16 protein-coding genes are annotated in these 19,061 nt (G+C 50.2%); 5 read left to right on the plus strand and 11 right to left on the minus strand.

The features are described 5' to 3' along the window. The first annotated feature begins 11 nt into the window (after positions 1–11). The 3 genes from BUF15_RS06515 to BUF15_RS06525 all read left to right on the plus strand — a co-directional run bounded on the left by BUF15_RS06515 (position 12) and on the right by BUF15_RS06525 (position 5,430). Complete coding sequence (locus BUF15_RS06515) at positions 12–509, plus strand: metallophosphoesterase family protein (RefSeq protein WP_073612663.1); 498 nt, start codon at positions 12–14, stop codon at positions 507–509. A 151-nt stretch (positions 510–660) separates the two neighbouring features. Continuing rightward, on the plus strand, positions 661–3,333 hold the full coding sequence (mutS, locus tag BUF15_RS06520) for a DNA mismatch repair protein MutS (RefSeq protein ID WP_073612664.1): 2,673 nt from the start codon (positions 661–663) through the stop codon (positions 3,331–3,333). 285 nt (positions 3,334–3,618) lie between these two features. Continuing rightward, complete coding sequence (locus tag BUF15_RS06525) at positions 3,619–5,430, plus strand: N-acetylmuramoyl-L-alanine amidase (RefSeq protein WP_159441238.1); 1,812 nt, start codon at positions 3,619–3,621, stop codon at positions 5,428–5,430. A 321-nt stretch (positions 5,431–5,751) separates the two neighbouring features. Here the strand turns inward: BUF15_RS06525 and BUF15_RS06530 are convergent, their stop codons facing one another. The 10 genes from BUF15_RS06530 to acs form a co-directional block, all read right to left on the minus strand. Beyond that, positions 5,752–6,162: a F0F1 ATP synthase subunit epsilon gene (locus tag BUF15_RS06530; protein WP_073612666.1), complete on the minus strand. Its 411-nt coding sequence runs from the start codon at positions 6,160–6,162 to the stop codon at positions 5,752–5,754. 29 nt (positions 6,163–6,191) lie between these two features. Continuing rightward, the gene (atpD, locus tag BUF15_RS06535; protein ID WP_073612667.1) at positions 6,192–7,607 is read right to left on the minus strand and encodes a F0F1 ATP synthase subunit beta; all 1,416 of its coding nucleotides are present in this window, start codon (positions 7,605–7,607) and stop codon (positions 6,192–6,194) included. 44 nt (positions 7,608–7,651) lie between these two features. Further along, on the minus strand, positions 7,652–8,521 hold the full coding sequence (gene atpG / locus BUF15_RS06540) for an ATP synthase F1 subunit gamma (protein ID WP_073612668.1): 870 nt from the start codon (positions 8,519–8,521) through the stop codon (positions 7,652–7,654). Between the two features lie 17 nt (positions 8,522–8,538). Further along, complete coding sequence (gene atpA / locus BUF15_RS06545; protein WP_073612669.1) at positions 8,539–10,062, minus strand: F0F1 ATP synthase subunit alpha; 1,524 nt, start codon at positions 10,060–10,062, stop codon at positions 8,539–8,541. Next, the gene (locus BUF15_RS06550) at positions 10,063–10,608 is read right to left on the minus strand and encodes a F0F1 ATP synthase subunit delta (RefSeq protein ID WP_073612670.1); all 546 of its coding nucleotides are present in this window, start codon (positions 10,606–10,608) and stop codon (positions 10,063–10,065) included. Further along, complete coding sequence (locus BUF15_RS06555; protein WP_073612671.1) at positions 10,605–11,321, minus strand: F0F1 ATP synthase subunit B family protein; 717 nt, start codon at positions 11,319–11,321, stop codon at positions 10,605–10,607. Before BUF15_RS06555 ends, BUF15_RS06550 begins: the two co-directional genes overlap by 4 nt. Before the next feature lie 2 nt (positions 11,322–11,323). Continuing rightward, positions 11,324–11,749, minus strand: a complete 426-nt coding sequence (locus BUF15_RS06560) for an ATP synthase F0 subunit B (protein ID WP_073612672.1) — start codon at positions 11,747–11,749, stop codon at positions 11,324–11,326. A 299-nt stretch (positions 11,750–12,048) separates the two neighbouring features. Continuing rightward, complete coding sequence (gene alaS / locus BUF15_RS06565) at positions 12,049–14,697, minus strand: alanine--tRNA ligase (RefSeq protein ID WP_073612673.1); 2,649 nt, start codon at positions 14,695–14,697, stop codon at positions 12,049–12,051. A 103-nt stretch (positions 14,698–14,800) separates the two neighbouring features. Further along, entirely contained in the window at positions 14,801–15,373 is a 573-nt protein-coding gene (locus BUF15_RS06570) for an isochorismatase family protein (protein ID WP_073612674.1), read from the minus strand. 223 nt (positions 15,374–15,596) lie between these two features. Further along, positions 15,597–17,564 carry an acetate--CoA ligase gene (acs, locus tag BUF15_RS06575; RefSeq protein WP_084553689.1) on the minus strand — a complete coding sequence of 656 codons (1,968 nt, stop codon included), beginning with the start codon at positions 17,562–17,564 and terminating at the stop codon, positions 15,597–15,599. 446 nt (positions 17,565–18,010) lie between these two features. Between acs and BUF15_RS06580 the strand changes: the two genes are divergently transcribed. Both BUF15_RS06580 and BUF15_RS06585 read left to right on the plus strand, forming a co-directional pair. Continuing rightward, positions 18,011–18,301, plus strand: coding sequence for an ArsR/SmtB family transcription factor (locus BUF15_RS06580; protein WP_073612676.1), 291 nt, complete (start codon positions 18,011–18,013; stop codon positions 18,299–18,301). A 45-nt stretch (positions 18,302–18,346) separates the two neighbouring features. Further along, complete coding sequence (locus BUF15_RS06585; protein WP_073612677.1) at positions 18,347–18,577, plus strand: YgaP family membrane protein; 231 nt, start codon at positions 18,347–18,349, stop codon at positions 18,575–18,577. Positions 18,578–18,616: 39 nt separating this feature from the next. Here the strand turns inward: BUF15_RS06585 and BUF15_RS06590 are convergent, their stop codons facing one another. Beyond that, entirely contained in the window at positions 18,617–18,859 is a 243-nt protein-coding gene (locus tag BUF15_RS06590) for a hypothetical protein (protein ID WP_073612678.1), read from the minus strand. Between the last annotated feature and the right edge of the window lie 202 nt (positions 18,860–19,061).

Consider the following 19,061-nt stretch of genomic DNA (forward strand, 5'->3'; position numbering starts at 1 on the left):
CAACAACGGTCATGACGAGTATAGGCATTTTGTCAGATACCCATCTGGTTTCCTGTGACAACGATTTTCTCCACCGAATTACCCACGCCTTTAACGGCTGCGACATTATCATTCACGCCGGCGATCTGACCGATGTTGCCATCCTGAAGGCATTCTCCGGCAAAAATGTCTACGCAGTCCATGGCAATATGTGCAATCTAACTACTCAGAAGGCTTTACCGGAATATCGTACGCTCATTCAGGACGGATACACTATAGGTATCTGCCATGGCGCCGGCAACCGCCACAATATAGAGGACAGGATGTTCACTCTCTTTCCTCAGGCCGACTGTATAGTATACGGGCACACCCACCTTGCCGTCTGCCATACAGTCGGCACGACACTCTTTATCAATCCAGGCAGCTTCCAGTCGACAGGCCGTTATGGTGCACAAGGGACGTATGGTATCCTGCAGATAAACGATGATGGGCTGCATGGCGCAATCCATGAATTGCCCTGGACATCATGATCCATCGGACAAGCGCATTATGCCGGGCCCAAACGGTCCTGTTTATCTTTTCTCCACGGCAATTTTCCTTTCGGCCTGACGTGATCACACCCACCAGTGAACAACAGGTATTATTCATATATCAAAACCAACTGTGACTCTTGATAGCCAAATGACCGCCAATTTGAAACTCACCCCCATGCTCCAGCAGTATCTGGAGATTAAAGAGCAGCACAACGATACAATTTTGTTCTACCGCATGGGTGATTTCTATGAAATGTTCTTTGATGATGCAGAAATCGCTTCCAAAATCCTCAGCATAACTCTGACCTCAAGAAATAATAAGAGCGATGCCCCAAAGGTGCCGATGTGCGGCATCCCTTTTCATGCTGCCCAAGGCTATCTTGCCAAACTGGTCAAGGCGGGCCGCAGGGTCGCTATCTGCGAACAGGTCGAAAATCCGGCTGAGGCCAAGGGCATCGTCAAACGCGAGGTTGTACGTATCATTTCACCTGGGGTGATTACTGAAGATGGGCTGCTTGACGACAAAAACAGCAATTACGTCTGTGCCATTTGTCGGAAAGAACATGGTGGACAGGTGCTCTTCGGCATAAGTTTTCTCGAAGCCAGTACGGGCGAATTTCTGGTAGGCGAATTTTTCGATGGAGAAGGCTCAGGGGAATCGGTTCTAGACCAGTTGACCAGGCTCACGCCTTCTGAAATTCTCATAAGTGACGGTGATCTCGATCCCTGTCGAGACCTACTGGAGGGTGCTCGTCTGCTGCTCCCCGAACTGTGCATTACCATCCAGCCTGCCTCAATTTTCCAGTTTTCCACCTTGCGGGAACAATTGTTAACCCACTTTGGCGTGTCAACCCTTGATGGTTACGGCTGCAGCAGCTTTACCCAAGGCATTATCGCGGCCGGAGTGCTATTTTCCTACCTGCTTGAAAGCCAGAAAACATCACTCACCCACATCACCCGTCTTACCCCGCTGAATCTTGAGACAGTCCTGCAGATTGACGACTCTTCACGTCGCAATCTTGAACTCACTCAGACCATCATAGGGGGGAAGCGGGAAGGGTCGCTCCTTTCGGTACTCGACGAAACCTGCACCCCAATGGGTGCAAGGATGCTGAAAAACAACCTGCTATTCCCCCTCCAGGACCCCGCTAGAATCAACAGGCGACTGGCAGCAGTGAGTTTTTTCTATCAAAACAGTGGCCATCGTCGCAATCTTCGGGAACTGCTAAATACTGTCTATGATCTGGAACGTCTCACCAGCCGGATGATACTTGGTTCCGGAAATGGCCGTGACATGCTGGCCATGAAACAATCCCTTGGTCAACTCCCCAAACTTTTGCAGATTCTTTCCACTATTGAAGTGGAAAAAATCAAAACGATAGCTGGCGAACTTGACCCGCTTGACGACCTTCATTCCCTCATCGAGTCCTCAATCAATCCTGAGGCACCGGTAACACTTCGCGATGGCAATCTTATCAGAGAAGGCTACCATCAGGAGCTTGACGAATTAATCGCCATCCAGCGCGATGGCAAACAAACCATCGCACGACTGGAAATAAGTGAACGTGAGAGCTCCGGCATCGCCAAACTCAAGGTCGGCTTCAACAAAGTCTTTGGTTACTATTTTGAAGTGAGTAAACTCCAGGCCGATAAGATTCCGGATCATTATATCAGGAAACAGACCCTGGTGAACGCCGAGCGTTTCATAACTCCTGAACTCAAAGAATTTGAAAACAAAATCCTCGGTGCTGAGGACCGAAGACTTGAGTTGGAGTACCAGCTCTTTATCGAGGTCCGCAATCATCTCGTCGCCCAAAGTCATCGCTTGCTGCACACCGCAACCCTTCTCGCACAGCTCGACGTGCTCTGCGCCCTGGCGGAGGTTGCCCAACGCTATAATTATTGTCGCCCAACCATCACCGAAGACAATGTCATCACCATTTCTGAAGGACGCCATCCCGTCATCGAACGTTCACTTCCTGCCGGTCGATTTGTGCCAAACGATGTTCATCTTGATCAGGAAAGTCAGCAATTGCTGATTATCACCGGCCCGAACATGGCCGGTAAATCCACCGTCCTCCGCCAGACAGCGCTCATCGTTCTGCTAGCACAGATGGGCAGCTTTGTCCCTGCAGCCAAAGCGAGTATTGGCATTGTCGATCGGATTTTCACCCGAGTCGGTGCGATGGATGATCTGCGCCGCGGCCAGTCGACCTTTATGGTTGAGATGAGTGAGACCGCCAATATTTTAAACAACGCCACGCCACGAAGCCTTGTCATCCTCGATGAAATCGGACGTGGCACCTCGACCTATGATGGTTTATCCATCGCTTGGGCCGTTGCCGAAGATCTTGTCCAGAAAAATGAATTGGGGGTAAAAACTATGTTTGCCACCCACTATCATGAGCTCACCGATCTTGCGCGCACCCATGACCGGGTCCGCAATTTTTCCATCGCCGTCAGGGAATGGAACGACTCAATTATTTTCCTGCATAAACTGATCGAAGGTGGGGCCAATCGCAGCTACGGTATTCAGGTTGCCGCTCTCGCCGGTGTTCCAAACCATGTAGTCGAACGAGCGGAAGAAATTTTGAACAATATTGAACGCGGAGAGTTCGATCATACCGGCCAACCGGCCATCGCAAAATCCACCGGACAGAAAAAAAAGAGAATCCGAACCCATCCGGATCAGCTCTCACTCTTCCAGCCACCATCAGACCCGGTTCGGGATTACCTGCGCATCCTTGATGCCGATCAGCTATCTCCACGAGAAGCACTTGAAATTCTCTACAAATTAAAGGACATGATGGGCAACAACTGATATGAGCTCAAACATTACTGTAAAGTGTTTTCGTCCCCTCATTCTCAAGCTGCTGGATTGGCGAACAGCAATGTTACCTATAAATGTGTCTCTTTTAATGTCCTTTGCATCTCCGGCTGGCTTTTGCTTTGCCATAGCAACTTCTTTTCAGTATATTCAACAGATATTTTCACCAACGGCAATAGCGCCCAATAAGTCTTCAACATGACGTCATCGATTGTGCAACGCACTCTATACTCAGCACGCATCACACCGGGTAAGCCACGAATACGGCGAGCGCCTCTTTTGTTGTTATTACTTTTCCTCCAGGTTATTATCCCAGCAAATCTCGTTTTTTCTTCCTCCCTCGACAAGCCTGCAATTGAGGACTCAATATCTCAACGATATAGCGAAGCAAAGTTCTATTTCAACGAACTGCTGACCAACGACACCATCTCCCAAAAGGTTGAGAATTGGGAGCGAGGAGCCCAGAACTTTCGCCGCATTTATCTCGCCGACCCACAGTCCGAACAAGCACCCGCCTGCCTTTTTATGCTCGGCCAGATCTATGCATATATGTTCCAGCGTTTTCACAACGTCTCAGACCTTGACGAGTCGATTAGCTACTACAAGGACGTCGCAAGGCTGTTTCCTGAGAACCGGCTTGCGGACGACTCCTATTATGCAATGGGGCTCCTTTACCTGAAAGGTAAGCAGGATCCCGATCAGGCTGCACAGCAGTTCAGCAAAATCGTCCAGGACTACCAGTCAGGGGATATGCACCCACAGGCGGCCGAAATGTTGAAACAGCTGAGTACCGATCATAACGTTGCCCTCCCCACTGTTATGGTTGGCAACTCCGGACTGAGTAAACTCAACTATATTCTTCCGGTGAAATACTGGTCATCCGATGACTATACCCGCATTGTTATAATGGCCTCCGGCCCCGTCAATTATCGTGAAGAACTACTCGATGGTTCTGAGGGGAAGCCAAGACGGCTCTATATCGATTTCCAGAGCAGCTATATCGAACCACAATATCGTGAGCCACTGAAAATTGAGGACGGCCTTCTTCAGCAAGTGCGAACCGCGCAGTTCAGCAAAGACACCGTCCGGGTCGTACTCGACATTGAGAGTATAGACTCCTATCGCATCTATAGTTTGCCGGAGCCCTTTCGGGTTGTCGTCGACGTTCGCGGCAAAAGTGTCGCCAACAATCAAAAAAAGCTTACCAAACCCGCTCCAGTCAAAACTCCGGATACCATTGTGGCCATCCCCCCGGCGACTGCCAAACCCATTGTTATTCATCCTGAACGACGGAAAGTGCTGGCCGCAGAACAGCATAGGGGAAAGATGATCCTCAAAAGTAACAACAGCAAAGTTGTTGCGCTAATGCCAGAACTTTTGGCCCCTTCGCTCGCCCAACAGCTAGGTCTGAAGGTCAAAAGAATTGTTCTCGACCCCGGTCATGGTGGCAAGGACCCGGGAGCGCTGGCTAACGGTCTCCAGGAAAAAGACATTGTTTTGAAATTTGCTCAGCAATTAAAACCAGCCATAGAGAAAGAAATTGGCTGTGAAGTTCTTCTCACGAGAGATATTGACACTTTTATATCACTTGAAGAACGAACCGCGATTGCCAACACCCAGAACGCCGACTTGTTCATCTCCATCCACTTGAATGCCCACCCGTCACCGAAAGTGCGTGGCCTGGAAACGTACTATCTCAATCTTAGCACCAATGCAGAGGCCATGCGCGTTGCAGCCATGGAAAACGCCACATCCACCAACCAAATGAGCGACCTGCAGGATATCCTACAAGACATCATGCAGAACTCAAAGATCACAGAATCCTCCCGGCTCGCTGAGCAGGTTCATGGTACCCTTGTTGCTGGTCTTGCCCAAAAATCATTTGGCGATGTCCAGAACCTCGGGGTCAAACAGGCTCCATTTTACGTCCTCATTGGGGCCCAGATGCCTGCCATTCTCATGGAACTTGCCTTTATCAGCAACGAAGAGGATGTCCAAAATCTCAAGTCTGATGCGTACCTCAGTGCTATGGCCCATGAGATTGCCCTTGGCGTTCAGGCCTATGTCAATAGTGCCACCGCCAAGTTATAATCTCAATTTCTCATCCATTCCTGCAGTATCATATTCTAAGCTTTCTATAGCGGAGAATATTTTTCCCTATTTGCGGCCCAAAAGTTGATAAATGCGGCACACACTGACTGACCTCTGATAACCAGCTTGTATTTTTTACATGGACAATTCAATTGCAAGCCTTGTCGACCAACAGTTACCACTCAATTTTCATATTGTTGTTCATACAGGATTCAAATTCAGCTACTGCTAAAGCTGAAACCAACCATTCCAAGCCAAAATCAAAAAAAAAGGGCCGCCCGTAAAGGACGACCCTTATATTCCTCACTGCAATAATCCTTCTTACAGCTTAGCGACCTTAAGTCTTGCCAGCGCTCTCTGCAGTGCAGCCTCAGCGCGTGCAATATTTAACTGCTCATCATGTGATTTGCCCTGAGCAAGGCGCTTCTCTGCCCGCTCCTTCGCTCTCATGGCCCGCTCAACATCGATGTTACGGCCAAACTCTGCACTCTCTACAAGAAAGGTGATCTTGTTATTCGAGACTTCACAAAAGCCGCCACTGACCATCAGCGCTTCGCGGCTTTTTTCTTTCTCGTAAGTAAGAGTGCCAATCTTGATCGTTGACAACATGGGGGCATGATGTGCCAGCACACCAAAGTCGCCACCGTAACCCGGGGCATTGACGATATTGACATCCTCGTCAACGACCGAGCCGCCTGGGGTCACGACTTCCAGTCTGATCTGTTCTGCCATCGGATTGACCTCATTGGTAGTCGGTTGAATTACTCTTTGGCCTTAGCTGCTTTCTCTACGGCCTCGTCAATTGATCCAACCATGTAAAACGAGTTCTCGCCCATCTCATCATGCTTACCTTCAAGGATCTCCTTGAAGCCCTGAACAGTATCGGCAACCTTAACGAATTTACCAGCCATACCGGTAAATACCTCAGCTACGGTAAACGGCTGAGACAGGAAGCGCTGGACCTTACGTGCACGGGCAACGAGGATCTGATCCTCCTCTGAAAGCTCGTCCATACCAAGGATGGCAATAATGTCCTGAAGGTCCTTGTATTTCTGCAGGGTAACCTGAACACCACGGGCTACCTGGTAGTGCTCCTCACCAATAACGTTCGGATCAAGAATCCTGGAAGTTGAGTCGAGAGGATCAACCGCCGGATAGATACCAAGCTCAGCGATCTGACGGGAAAGAACAACAGTACCGTCAAGGTGAGCGAATGTGGTAGCAGGTGCAGGGTCAGTCAAGTCGTCCGCAGGTACGTAAACGCACTGTACGGCGGTAATTGAACCCTTGGTTGTGGAAGTAATACGTTCCTGCAGGGCACCAAGGTCGGTAGCCAGGGTCGGCTGATAACCAACCGCAGACGGGATACGACCAAGAAGAGCGGAAACCTCGGAACCGGCCTGGGTAAAACGGAAGATGTTATCAACGAAGAAGAGAACGTCCTGTCCTTCTACATCTCGGAAATACTCGGCAGCGGTCAAACCAGTCAGAGCAACACGGGCACGAGCACCTGGAGGTTCGGTCATCTGACCGTAAACGAGAGCGGCTTTCGGAAGAACGCCGGACTCTTTCATCTCATGGTAGAGATCGTTGCCTTCACGGGTACGCTCACCAACACCACAGAAAACGGAAATACCACCATGATGCATGGCGATGTTATTAACCATCTCCATCATAATAACAGTCTTGCCACAACCGGCACCACCGAACAGACCCATTTTTCCGCCCAGTGGGAACGGAACAAGCAGGTCGATAACCTTAATGCCGGTCTCAAGTACGCGTACCTCGGTATCCTGCTCGGTGAAGGCAGGGGCCGGACGGTGAATCGGCAAAGTCTTATCAGAACTGATAGGACCAAGACCATCAACCGGACGACCTACAACGTTCATGATACGACCGAGAGAAGCCTCGCCAACCGGAATGGTGATCGGGTTGCCAGTGTCTTTACACTCCATGCCGCGCACCAGACCATCAGTCTGATCCATAGCGATACAGCGGGTCTGGTTGTCACCAAGGTGCTGTGCAACCTCGATAACAAGGTTATCCGGCTGATCAGAGATACTCGGATTGGTAACGAGAAGAGCACTCATGATGGACGGAAGATTCCCGGCCTCGAATTCAACGTCAACGACAGGGCCAATTACCTGTGTTATTTTTCCTATTCTTTGCTCACTCATAGGGCCTAACCCCTCCTACAGTTTTGGATTATATAGTCAAAAAATCATTTCAGGGCTTCTGCACCGCCAACAATATCCATAAGTTCGTTGGTAACGGCGGCCTGGCGAGCCTTGTTGTAGACAACTGTCAGGTTCGAAACAATATCCTTACAAGCGTTGGTCGCATTATCCATTGCGGTCATTCGCGCGGCATGCTCACCGGCGCCAACCTCAAGCATGGCTGCATAGACGACAACGTTCAGGTAGAGCGGTTGCAGTACATCCATGATCTCTTCTTCTGAAGGTTCATAGATGTAATCACCGGATTGCTTGTTTGCTGTTTCGCCTTCAGTCTCGATCGGCTGGACAGGAAGCATCTGCTTGGCAACCGGCCTCTGCGATGCAACCGATTTGAACTCACTGTAGAGAACCTCGACTTTGTCGCAAGCACCTTTTAAGAACTGATCTGCAACATCCGAAGCAATCTCTCTGGCATTGAACATCTGGAAATGCGCCATAATAGCGGTATAGGATTTACGAACCTTACCGGTTTTACGGAGCGCCTGGTGAGCTTTTTTTCCAACACAGACGAAGTTTACGGTCTTGCCTTCTTTCTCGTAAGCCTCCATCATCCTCAGAGCCTGTTTGATGATGTTGGCATTGAAAGAACCACAAAGCCCTCGATCGGAGGTCACTACGACCAGCTCGACATTTTTTACCTCACGAGTTTCCATGAGGGGAAACTGATCAGGATTTGCTCCGGCTGAAAGATTCGACATAGCCTCATTGAACTTGGAGGTATATGGACGAAACGCTTCCATCTTCTCCTGGGCGCCGCGCAGTTTTGCCGCGGCGACCATGTTCATGGCTTTGGTGATCTGGGATGTTTTCTTCACACCCGAGATCTTTGTTTTAACTTCTTTTAAACTCGGCATATCGGTACCTATCTGTATTAGTTAAGACCTTTTGTTGCCTTGAAAGTTTCGCCAAAGCTGGTCAGCAGTTTATTGAGTTTCTCCTTGATCGGATCAGTGAAGGCCTTTTCAGCAACGAGATCGGTAAAGATCGAAGGCTCATTGGACTCAATGTAGCTGTACAGTTCGCGCTCGTACTCTGCCAGCGAGCTCACCGGCAGTTTGTCGAGGTAACCGTTGGAGCCGGCATAGATGATGGTAACCTGCTTCTCCATTGGCAGCGGCTGATACTGAGGCTGCTTCAGAATCTCAACAAGACGCTCACCGCGGGTCAGCTTGGCCTGGGTTGCAGCATCAAGATCGGAACCGAAAGCGGCGAATGCGGCAAGTTCGCGGAACTGGGCAAGGTCAAGACGAAGGGTACCGGCAACCTGCTTCATTGCCTTTACCTGGGCAGCACCACCAACGCGGGAAACCGACAGACCAACGTTAATCGCCGGACGAACACCGGAGAAGAAGAGGTTCGGTTCCAGGTATACCTGACCGTCGGTAATGGAAATAACGTTGGTCGGGATGAAGGCGGAAACGTCGCCTGCCTGGGTCTCGATGATCGGCAGGGCGGTAAGTGAACCTGCACCAAGATCGTCGTTTACTTTGGCAGCACGCTCAAGAAGACGGGAGTGGTTGAAGAAAATGTCACCAGGGTATGCCTCACGTCCCGGCGGACGACGAAGCAGCAGGGAGAGCTCGCGATAGGCGACAGCCTGTTTGGAGAGATCATCATAGATGATCAGGGCATGCATGCCGTTATCGCGGAAATATTCGCCCATGGCGCAGCCGGCAAACGGTGCGATGTACTGCATTGGTGCAGGATCGGAAGCACAAGCGGCAACAACGGTGGTGTACTCCATTGCACCATGTTTTCTGAGGGCTTCAACAACCAGGGCAACTGTAGACTTTTTCTGACCAACGGCTACGTAGATACAGTGAACATCGGTGTTCTTCTGAGCAATAATGGCGTCAACACAGAGAGCGGTCTTGCCGATCTGACGGTCGCCGATAACCAACTCACGCTGACCGCGGCCAACCGGGGTCATGGCGTCAACAGCTTTGGCACCGGTGTAGCACGGCTCATGTACGCCCTTTCTGGCGATAACACCAGGAGCCAGAACCTCAATTTTGGAGGTGCGAGTAGCGGCGATCGGGCCTTGGCCATCGATAGGTGCACCAATGGCGTCAACAACGCGACCTTCCATTTCAGGACCAACCGGAACCTCGGCAATTCTGCCGGTACGCTTGACAATGTCACCTTCCTTGATGTGGGCAACGTCGCCAAGTACAGCACAACCGACGTTGTCCTGCTCAAGGTTCAGGGCAAGACCCATGATGCCGCCCGGGAACTCGAGGAGCTCCATGGCCATACAGTTCTGGACACCGTATACACGGGCGATACCGTCACCTACCGAAATAACGGTACCGGTTTCGTTGAGGTCAATACGTGTCTCATACTCGCCAATCTGCTCTTTAATGATCTGACTGATTTCTTCGGCTTTGATCTGCATCTATTCTCTCCCCTTAATGGAATCTTTTAAACCTGCAAGTTGTGCTTTTATACTTCCATCCAGTACCATGTCGCCAACTTTGGCGATCACCCCGCCGATAATCGACGGATCGACACTGATTGTCAGTTCCACCTTCTTGCCTGTTAACTTTTCAAGTGTAGCCCGAACCTTGGCCTGCAATTCATCACTCAATTCAACCGCTGAAATGACACTGCCATGGCTGATGTTCTGCTCTTCATCAACCATGACCTGGTATGCTTCTGCTATCTCTGGAAGAATCTCAGCCCGCTTTTTCTGAACCAGCAGGTTAAGGAAATTGCCCAGGACCTTGTCGGCGTCAATAGATTTGACGATACCGGCCATGACCTTTTCCCGGATATCCATTGGGTAGAGCGGATTGGTCAGCGCATCGGCCACTTCTGGAGTAGTCTCAAAAAGTGCGCCCAGAGCCTGCAAGGCGTCTTTGTACGCCTCATAGGTACCCTGCTCTTTACCAACCGCAAAAAGAGCTTTGGCGTATCTTCGTGCTAGAATTGTCTGTTTCACTGTACGGCCCCCACTTTATCGAGATAATCTTCAACAATCTTCACCTGATCATCGGCGGTGAGATTCTTCACGATCAATTCCTCAGCCAGCACAGCGGCCTGCTCTGCCACTTCATTTTTCAGGGTACGTCTGGCTTCCATGATCTCTTTCTGGATCAACATCTCCGCCTGACGTTTGATATCTGCTGCAGCCTGCTCGGCTTTCTCGATGATCTTCGCTTTTTCTACCTCAGCCTGAGCTATGGCCCGATCAACGACCTTGTCGATATCCTTTTCAACTGTAGCCAGTTTCTGTTCAAATTCTTTATATGACTTCTCTGCAGTTGCCTTTTTTGCTTCAAGTTCTTCGATTTCGTCCTTGATAGCCTTACGACGGCCGGCAAGTCCTGAACCAATTGGCTTGGCAGCAAATTTCACCAGCAGGAACAGAAGAACCGCAAAGTTCATAACCCTGAGGCCAAGATCTTTCAGCTTAGCAGCGGAGAGACTACCGCCTGCGGCACCGTGGCTCCCTGCAGCGGCTTCGCCATGTCCTTCGGCGGGCGCAGCATCATGAGAGGCTGTAGCCGCGGCATCATGGCCTGCGGCCGCCTGCTGTTCGGTACCGTGGGTAGGCTGGGTTGAAGATGCCCAGACAGACGCCGCTGAAAAGGTAAAACAAAGTGCTACCATTGCCAGAATGAGCAGTCTGGCTGCTTGCTTCACACTCTTCATCGCTAGAGACTCCTTCCCAGAATTTTACCGGCCATCTCTGCCGCGAAACCTTCAAGATTACCATGAAGGGTCTTCCTGGCGTTCTCAATCTGAGAACTGATCTCAGCCAACTGCTTTGCCTTGTCGGCATCAGCCGCTGCCTTGATCTCGGCAAGCTTGCTGTCACCTGCCGCCTGAGCTTCCGCTCTGGCGGTGTCCAGCGCCGCTTTTGCCTTGCCGGATGCTTTGGCCATTTTCGCATCGACTTCTGCCTGCCGGAGTTGGGCGTTATTCTCAGATTTCGAGATATCCGCCTGCATCCCCAGCAGCTTTTCAGATCTCTCCTTCAGTATTTTCTTTACTGGTTTGTAAAGAACACTGTTAAGGAGAAACATGAGTACAAACATGTTGATGATCTGAATCACCAAAGTAATGTCCATCGTAATCATGTCGTTAAGCCCCCGATTAACTTGGATAAGAAAATAAAAACACTAACATTCACCGCGGTGAATGATAACCGCAAATACGGCAAAAACTGGCATCAAAAACTGAGAATCGTTCTATTTTTACACTGAACGACCATTCACAATAGCAAAAAATCTTTACTGTATATATAGGGCGCTGTCAACCACTTTATCGACTTGACAACCGCTCGTTTTCAGCTGAAACCAAAGAGAGTTAGCGCTCTTAGATTCCTATACAGAAAAGCTGGTTTCTTTTTAGAAACCAGCTTTTTCTCATAACTCAATCAGTTGCCAAGGAGAGATTCAACTATTTTCGGCACCTGACCAATGGCTTCCGTAAGCTTGTCGACCATTGGTCCACCGGCCTGCGCCATATCGGGCCGACCACCACCCTTGCCGCCAACCACCTGCGCCACCTTGCCAACGATATCGCCCGCTTTGACCTTGCCGGTGAGATCTTTTGAGACTATGGCCAGCAGGGCAACTTTGCCATTGACTTCACCGCCCAGCACCGCAACGGCCGACCCCATGGTGTCCCGAATCTTGTCCCCGACATCACGGAGCGTCTTCGGGCTATCCAGTGGTATCTCGGCAGCAAGCACCCTCACACCTGCTATCTCAATTGCCCCCTGCAGGATTGAGTCGAGATCCGAAGAGGCAAGTTTTGCCGCCAGCTCACCGATCTGTTTTTCTAGTTTCTTCTGATTGGCGAGAATCGCCTCGACCTTGGCAACGATTTCCTCGTCACGGGCGTTCAGAAGCTCACTCAGACGTCGTTCTCGTCGGGAGACATCCTGTGCCAGCATAAAGGCCGGTTCACCGGCTATGGCCTCGATACGTCTCACACCGGCAGCGATACCGCTCTCGGACAGAATTTTGAAAAGACCAATTTCTCCGGATGCGCCAACATGGGTACCACCGCAAAGTTCACGGCTAAAATCACCCATGGAAACCACGCGGACATGGTCATCATATTTTTCCCCGAACAGTGCAGTGGCACCTCCCTGGATCGCATCTTCTTTGGCGAGAACCGCTGTCTCGACCAGCATGTTATCCCGTATTGCATCATTGACCAAAACTTCAACCTGCTCAAGTTCCTTCTCTGTCATGGGCGAGAAATGGGTAAAGTCAAAGCGGAGCCGCTCCGGTCCCACGAGGGAACCCGACTGCTTGACATGATCGCCAAGTACTTTGATAAGTGCAGCCTGCAGCAAATGGGTAGCGGAATGATTAGCTGCAGTCGCCCGTCGCATTTTCTTTGCCACTGTCAGCTCGACAGTCTGCCCCAACGCCAGTGAGCCCTCGGTAATCCGTACCTCATGAAGTACCAGGCCTTCACCTTCTTTCATAGTATTGAAAACCTCACCGCTGCCACTCTGCCAGCGGAGCTGACCTCGATCACCCAACTGGCCGCCAGATTCAGCATAAAAGGGCGTTTTGGTAAAAAAGACCCTACCGCCATCACCTGCTGCAAGCACTGAAACGCTCTTACCCTCGCCATCAATCAAGCCATCGACAGTCACTGTTTCTGTCAGAGAGTTATAGCCGGTAAATTCAGATTTCAGCCCCTTTTCAGCAAGGCTCTTTACACCTTCATCCTTCAAACGCACACCCTCCCCTTTACGGGAAGCGCGGGATTTACTCCGCTGGGCATCCATTGCTGCAAGAAAACCGCTCTCATCAAAGCCCACCTTTTTTTCGAGGGCAATGTCGCGGACAATATCAAATGGGAAACCGAAGGTATCGTAGAGCTTAAAGATAAATTCACCGTCAATAACCGTTTCCGTACCGTCCTTCATCTGAGCAATCTTTTCATCGAGTAGCAAAAGTCCATGCTCCAAGGTCTCACGGAAACGCTCCTCCTCGTTGTTCACCACCTTTTTCAACAGGGTGACAGCACCAAGCAGATGCGGATAGGCATCGGCCATAGCCGCGACAACGGCATCGGTCACATCCTCCATGAACGGTTTGTCAAGCCCAAGGTTCTTGCCGTAGCGTACGGCTCTTCGCATAATCCTTCTGAGCACATAGCCGCGCCCCTCATTGGATGGCAGTACCCCATCCGCCACCAGGAAAGTGGTGGCCCTGGCGTGGTCGGCAATGACCCGCATGGCAACATTGACGCTGTCAATTTCGCCATAGGTTTTACCGGAGAGTTTTTCCAGCCGTTTTATAATCGGTAAGAAGAGGTCCGAATCGTAGTTGTTGTATTTGCCCTGCAGCACCGCCGCAACCCGTTCAAGGCCCATGCCTGTGTCAATACTCGGCTTTGGCAACGGCGTCATCGTGCCATCTTCGGAACGGTTGAATTGCATGAAGACCAGGTTCCACAGCTCGAGAAACCGGTCACAATCGCAACCGAGTTTGCAATCAGGGCTGCCGCAGCCAGCCGCCGCGCCCTGATCAATATGAATTTCGGAGCAAGGACCACATGGTCCGGTATCACCCATGGCCCAGAAATTGTCCTTTTCACCCATGCGGACGATGCGCCCTTTTGGTAGATCCTCAACCTTTTCCCAAAGCGCATAAGCCTCATCGTCATCATCAAAAATGGAAACCCAGAGATTTTCAGGACGTATTTTGAGTTCAACAGTTAAAAAGTCCCAGGCAAAACGGATCGCATCTTCTTTGAAGTAGTTACCGAAAGAAAAGTTCCCGAGCATTTCGAAAAAGGTATGATGCCTGGCAGTATAACCAACATTCTCCAGATCGTTATGCTTGCCGCCGGCTCGAACACAACGCTGACTGGTAACTGCGCGGACATAGTCGCGCTTGTCTTCGCCCATGAATACGGTCTTGAACTGCACCATACCAGCATTAGTAAAGAGCAGGGTTGGGTCGTCTTTTGGCACCAGCGAAGAACTCTCAACTATCGTATGTGCGTTTTTTTCAAAATATTCCAAAAATTTCGATCGAATCTCGTTGCCTTTCATAAATACTCTTCAATTTCATTAATTCATAACACGGTTCCCGTATTCCCTTGAGTACCGTATCCGGACATTATCCGGTGTCAGCTTACGATAGTGTGCCTGGGCATCAGCCCTGCGCAACTATGAGCGGCAATACCTGCTTGAACTGCGGTGTTCCCGCGCGGCCAAGCAACTCATAGATCAACATCTCTCCCGGCCCAACATTGGCACCTGCAGCACTGAGTCGGGCAATACCAGCTTCGTGGTGTTCTCTACGCCTGCTGGAAACACCGTCCGAAACAATCCACGGGGTCAATCCCCGCGCCAGAGCACCCATGGCGGTCTGATAAATGCAGATATGGGTCTCAACACCGACCAGAATCACATTGGTTATGTTTTTCGGGAGCTTCTCCACCAATGCTAATGTCTCCTCGTTGGCCATGGCACTAAACTCGACCTTATCGGGACGGGGAATGCCAACCGCAAGTTCTTCCAGCTCCGGTACATAGAGCCCCAGCCCCTTCTTGTACTGGGTATTGGCCAAGACAGGAATTTCCATGATTTGAGCAAATTTCATCATCATTGCTGTCACGGAGGTCACCTGTTCCACCCCGTGAATCTGTCGCATCAAACTCTCCTGCACATCAATCACGTGGAGATAGCAGGTATCGGCAGTCAAAAGCTGACCAGCAGGTTTCATAGTCCCTCCGTTCACAAAATCATTCCATAACCAAGCTCTTAATAGTCGGAACAGATACAATGACTATCGCAATAATGGGTGTAATTCCTTCAGATACCCGTCTAATTAACTCTTTTCTTTCACCAGATTCAAGAGTATCCTCCCGCCGCCACCAAAAAAGATGCGCCGGCACATAGCCGGCGCATGGCAGCATCAGATTGTTATGTGAATAGATGAAGGGATTTCAGGCTTCGTTTTTCCTGCAAGCAATGAGATCAGAGATAATCGACGGATCTGCCAAAGCTGAGGTATCGCCAAAATCGTTATATTCTTTTGCTGCGATTTTCCGCAACACCCTGCGCATGATCTTGCCGCTTCTGGTTTTCGGCAGGCCCCCGGCAACCTGGATAACATCTGGTGTCGCTATCGCACCAATCTGTTTACGAACATGGCTCTTCAACTCTTCTATCAACTGATCATCCTGTCCAACATCATCCTTCACACTGACATACGCATAAATAGCCTGCCCCTTGACTGGGTGCGGCATAGCCACCACCGCGGCCTCCGCCACGGAAGTGTGGCTCACCAGTGCTGATTCCACCTCCGCTGTACCGATCCTGTGACCGGAAATGGTTATCACGTCATCGAGACGACCGGTAATGGCAAGACAGCCGTTTGCATTTCGACACCCGCTGTCGCCTGTGAAAAACATACCTGGGAATTTTTGGTAATAGTTCACCAGATACTCACGACCATCACCAAACAAGCCGGTCAGCATTCCCGGCCAGGGGTGGCGGATCACCAGGCTGCCGGTAACCCCGACAGAAGCCTCTTGGCCGTTCTCATCGAGAATAACAGCATCGACTCCTGGAAGTGGTTTGCCACCGGCACAACCTTGCCCTCCACCAAGCTCAGGGAGTGATGAGATCATAATTCCACCTGTTTCCGTCTGCCACCAGGTATCCATTATAGGCAGCAACTCCTGACCAATCACCGTGTTGTACCACTTCCAGGCGTCGGTATTGAGCGGTGCCCCGACTGAGCCAAGGATACGGAGTGAAGAAAGATCATGAATTTCTGCCGGCTCATTCCCATAACGCATCAGTGCCCGAATTACCGTTGGGGCCGTATAAAAGATGGATACCCCATATTTTTCGACAATCTGCCAGAACCTGTCAGGCCCGGGGTAGGACGGTATCCCCTCAAACATAAGGGTGGTGGCGCCAAGACCGAGTGGGCCATAGACGGTGCAGGTATGTCCGGTTATCCAGCCAATATCCGCCGTGCACCAGTAGGTATCGTCTTCGTGTAATGCAAAAACATACTGGCAGGAGTAGAGGGTATAGACCAGGTAACCGCCACAGCAGTGGACCACACCCTTGGGCTTACCAGTAGAGCCGGATGTGTATAAAATAAACAGAGGATCATCGGCGGCCATCTCTTCAGGCTCACACTCCGGGAGAATATCAATGCAGTTTATTTCCCGGTGATACCAGAGATCCCTCCCTTCCTGCATGGAGACATCTCCGTCTCCCCGTTTGACAACAATACAGTTGAGGACCTGAGAGAGAGTGGAGAGCGCCTGATCGATATGTGTTTTGAGTGGCAGCACCTTCCCGCCACGAACAACATGGTCGGCTGTAATAACCAGTCGGGCACCGCAATCCTCGATCCTCTGCCTGAGACTCACAGCAGAAAAGCCTGCAAAAACTACAGAGTGAGTCGCGCCGATTCGGGCACAGGCCAGCATGGCAATGGGCAGCTCAGGGATCATCGGCAGGTAGATAACGACACGATCCCCCTTTTTGACCCCATACTTTTTCAAGACATTGGCAAAGCGACTAACCTCCATGTGCAACATCTGATAGGTAAAAACCCGCACATCATCATTACAATCGCCCTGCCAGATGAGAGCCGCTTTATTTTTTCGACCTCTGGCGAGATGCCGGTCTATGCAATTATAGGCAACATTGAGCTTTGCCCCGTCAAACCAGCGGACACTGCTCATCTCTTTTTCCCCTGACAACACACTGGACCAACCTTCGGACCAGCTGACCAGCGCCTCAGCCTGTTCCCCCCAGAAACGTACAGCATCTTCAGGAAAGAGCATGGCTGTATCTTTGGTTTCGCGAACCCCGGCCCCTCCCCGCCTCTCTATCTCGGCTGATGCCGGTCCATCGGAACGTGTTTTCCCAGACAGGCCGTGGAACATGGTGGTGTCGCCGCTCATATTCTCCTCCCTGCATTCTGTTTCTGGTCATCATCAAGGCGAAATTCACGTCAACAGCTGACTGTAGTCTCAACCACAGAACCTGAGTCAATAGTGTGAGGAAATCAGCAACACAATCTTCCAGACTGGCCCCAACCAGCCCCTCAAGAATCCACTTCCTTCAGGATTAAATCGCTGTTTCCGCACTATAGTAAAGAATAAAGTTCGCTTTCACCACTATTATTAACGAAAAGAGAGCCGACAATGTAGGATTTGCCAGCCGGCAACACAGATGAAACATCAGAAGAATACGGCTCTTAGATACCGCAAAGATGAAAAAAACTATCCAGAAGAAAAATTCCTTGGTAAAAAGAAGATGTTAGTACTATGCTTTACACGTCCTGCATAATAATTATATTAAAAGCTTAAATGCATACCGAGGCAAAACTATGAAAGATGATCAGATCGACGCGATGTCAAAGATTCTCAAATCGATGTCTCACCCCATTCGACTGAAAATTCTCTGTCTGTTGCAGGATAAAGAACTTTCTGTCGGCGACATCCGTGATCAGGTTGAAACAACCAATGCCAATGTGTCTCAGCACCTGAACATCCTCCGCAGTCAGGGAATCATCGACTACCGAAAGGATGCAAATTTTATCTATAACAGAATAACAGACAAGCGCATCCTGGAACTGATCCAGACCATGCGCAAGTTGTTCTGCCCCACGTTTGACTAATCATGGGACCTGGGATCATTTCAGGCCCCATCATGGAGGTATAAGATGATCATAACAGACTGGATTCACGCAATTGCCGGTACATTCATCCTAGTGAGTCTCGCTCTCGGAGTAGAGGCTAGCCCATTGTACCATAGCAGCTACTGGCTGTTCTTCACCGCGTTTGTCGGTGCGAACCTGCTGCAGTTCGGCTTCACCAAATTCTGTCCGCTCGGACTGATATTAAAGAAACTTGGTGTTCCGGAAAATAGGATTGGAACATCACCTTCCGCCTGATTGCCAGCGGCAAACAACACCAGCTCCTTTACCACAATATCAGGCTTTCGCTGTTTTCATCTGATCTACCATCTTTGGACAGCATGATGCCTGCCAACAGCAATTTGTCTGGGTACAAACCTCCCTCTGCTGGTAGCACGGCAGGTTTCCTTCCTTCTCCTGAATTCTGCTGATCAGCTCGGAAAGTTTGATGCCTTTATACTGCGGGATATCCATCCGAAGTGCTTTTTTACGTGCCAGAGAAAACAGTTTCGGTCCTTTGAGATAGGCTTTTGGTGCCATAGATCATCACCTCTTACATTTGTGGTTTGATAAAAATACAGGATAGCCACTGGTTGCGCATTGCGGCACTGAAAGCCACTCTGCTCAACCAGCAGGTCATAAGACGTTTTACACGTGCATTAAAAACTATCAGACATACCAAAACATACGGCGTCACAACCAGACGCGAATTAATTATATAAACAATACGCTATATTACGGA

Source organism: Desulfopila aestuarii DSM 18488, assembly GCF_900143695.1.
Taxonomy (GTDB): domain Bacteria; phylum Desulfobacterota; class Desulfobulbia; order Desulfobulbales; family Desulfocapsaceae; genus Desulfopila; species Desulfopila aestuarii.

Coding starts and splice junctions, on each gene's coding strand:
- BUF15_RS06515 (WP_073612663.1), top strand. CDS start 12: ATGACGAGTATAGGCATTTTGTCAGATACCCATCTGGTTTCCTGTGAC.
- mutS (WP_073612664.1), top strand. CDS start 661: ATGACCGCCAATTTGAAACTCACCCCCATGCTCCAGCAGTATCTGGAG.
- BUF15_RS06530 (WP_073612666.1), bottom strand. CDS start 6,162: ATGGCAGAACAGATCAGACTGGAAGTCGTGACCCCAGGCGGCTCGGTC.
- atpD (WP_073612667.1), bottom strand. CDS start 7,607: ATGAGTGAGCAAAGAATAGGAAAAATAACACAGGTAATTGGCCCTGTC.
- atpG (WP_073612668.1), bottom strand. CDS start 8,521: ATGCCGAGTTTAAAAGAAGTTAAAACAAAGATCTCGGGTGTGAAGAAA.
- atpA (WP_073612669.1), bottom strand. CDS start 10,062: ATGCAGATCAAAGCCGAAGAAATCAGTCAGATCATTAAAGAGCAGATT.
- BUF15_RS06555 (WP_073612671.1), bottom strand. CDS start 11,321: ATGAAGAGTGTGAAGCAAGCAGCCAGACTGCTCATTCTGGCAATGGTA.
- BUF15_RS06560 (WP_073612672.1), bottom strand. CDS start 11,749: ATGATTACGATGGACATTACTTTGGTGATTCAGATCATCAACATGTTT.
- alaS (WP_073612673.1), bottom strand. CDS start 14,697: ATGAAAGGCAACGAGATTCGATCGAAATTTTTGGAATATTTTGAAAAA.
- BUF15_RS06570 (WP_073612674.1), bottom strand. CDS start 15,373: ATGAAACCTGCTGGTCAGCTTTTGACTGCCGATACCTGCTATCTCCAC.
- acs (WP_084553689.1), bottom strand. CDS start 17,564: ATGTTCCACGGCCTGTCTGGGAAAACACGTTCCGATGGACCGGCATCA.
- BUF15_RS06580 (WP_073612676.1), top strand. CDS start 18,011: ATGAAAGATGATCAGATCGACGCGATGTCAAAGATTCTCAAATCGATG.
- BUF15_RS06585 (WP_073612677.1), top strand. CDS start 18,347: ATGATCATAACAGACTGGATTCACGCAATTGCCGGTACATTCATCCTA.
- BUF15_RS06590 (WP_073612678.1), bottom strand. CDS start 18,859: ATGGCACCAAAAGCCTATCTCAAAGGACCGAAACTGTTTTCTCTGGCA.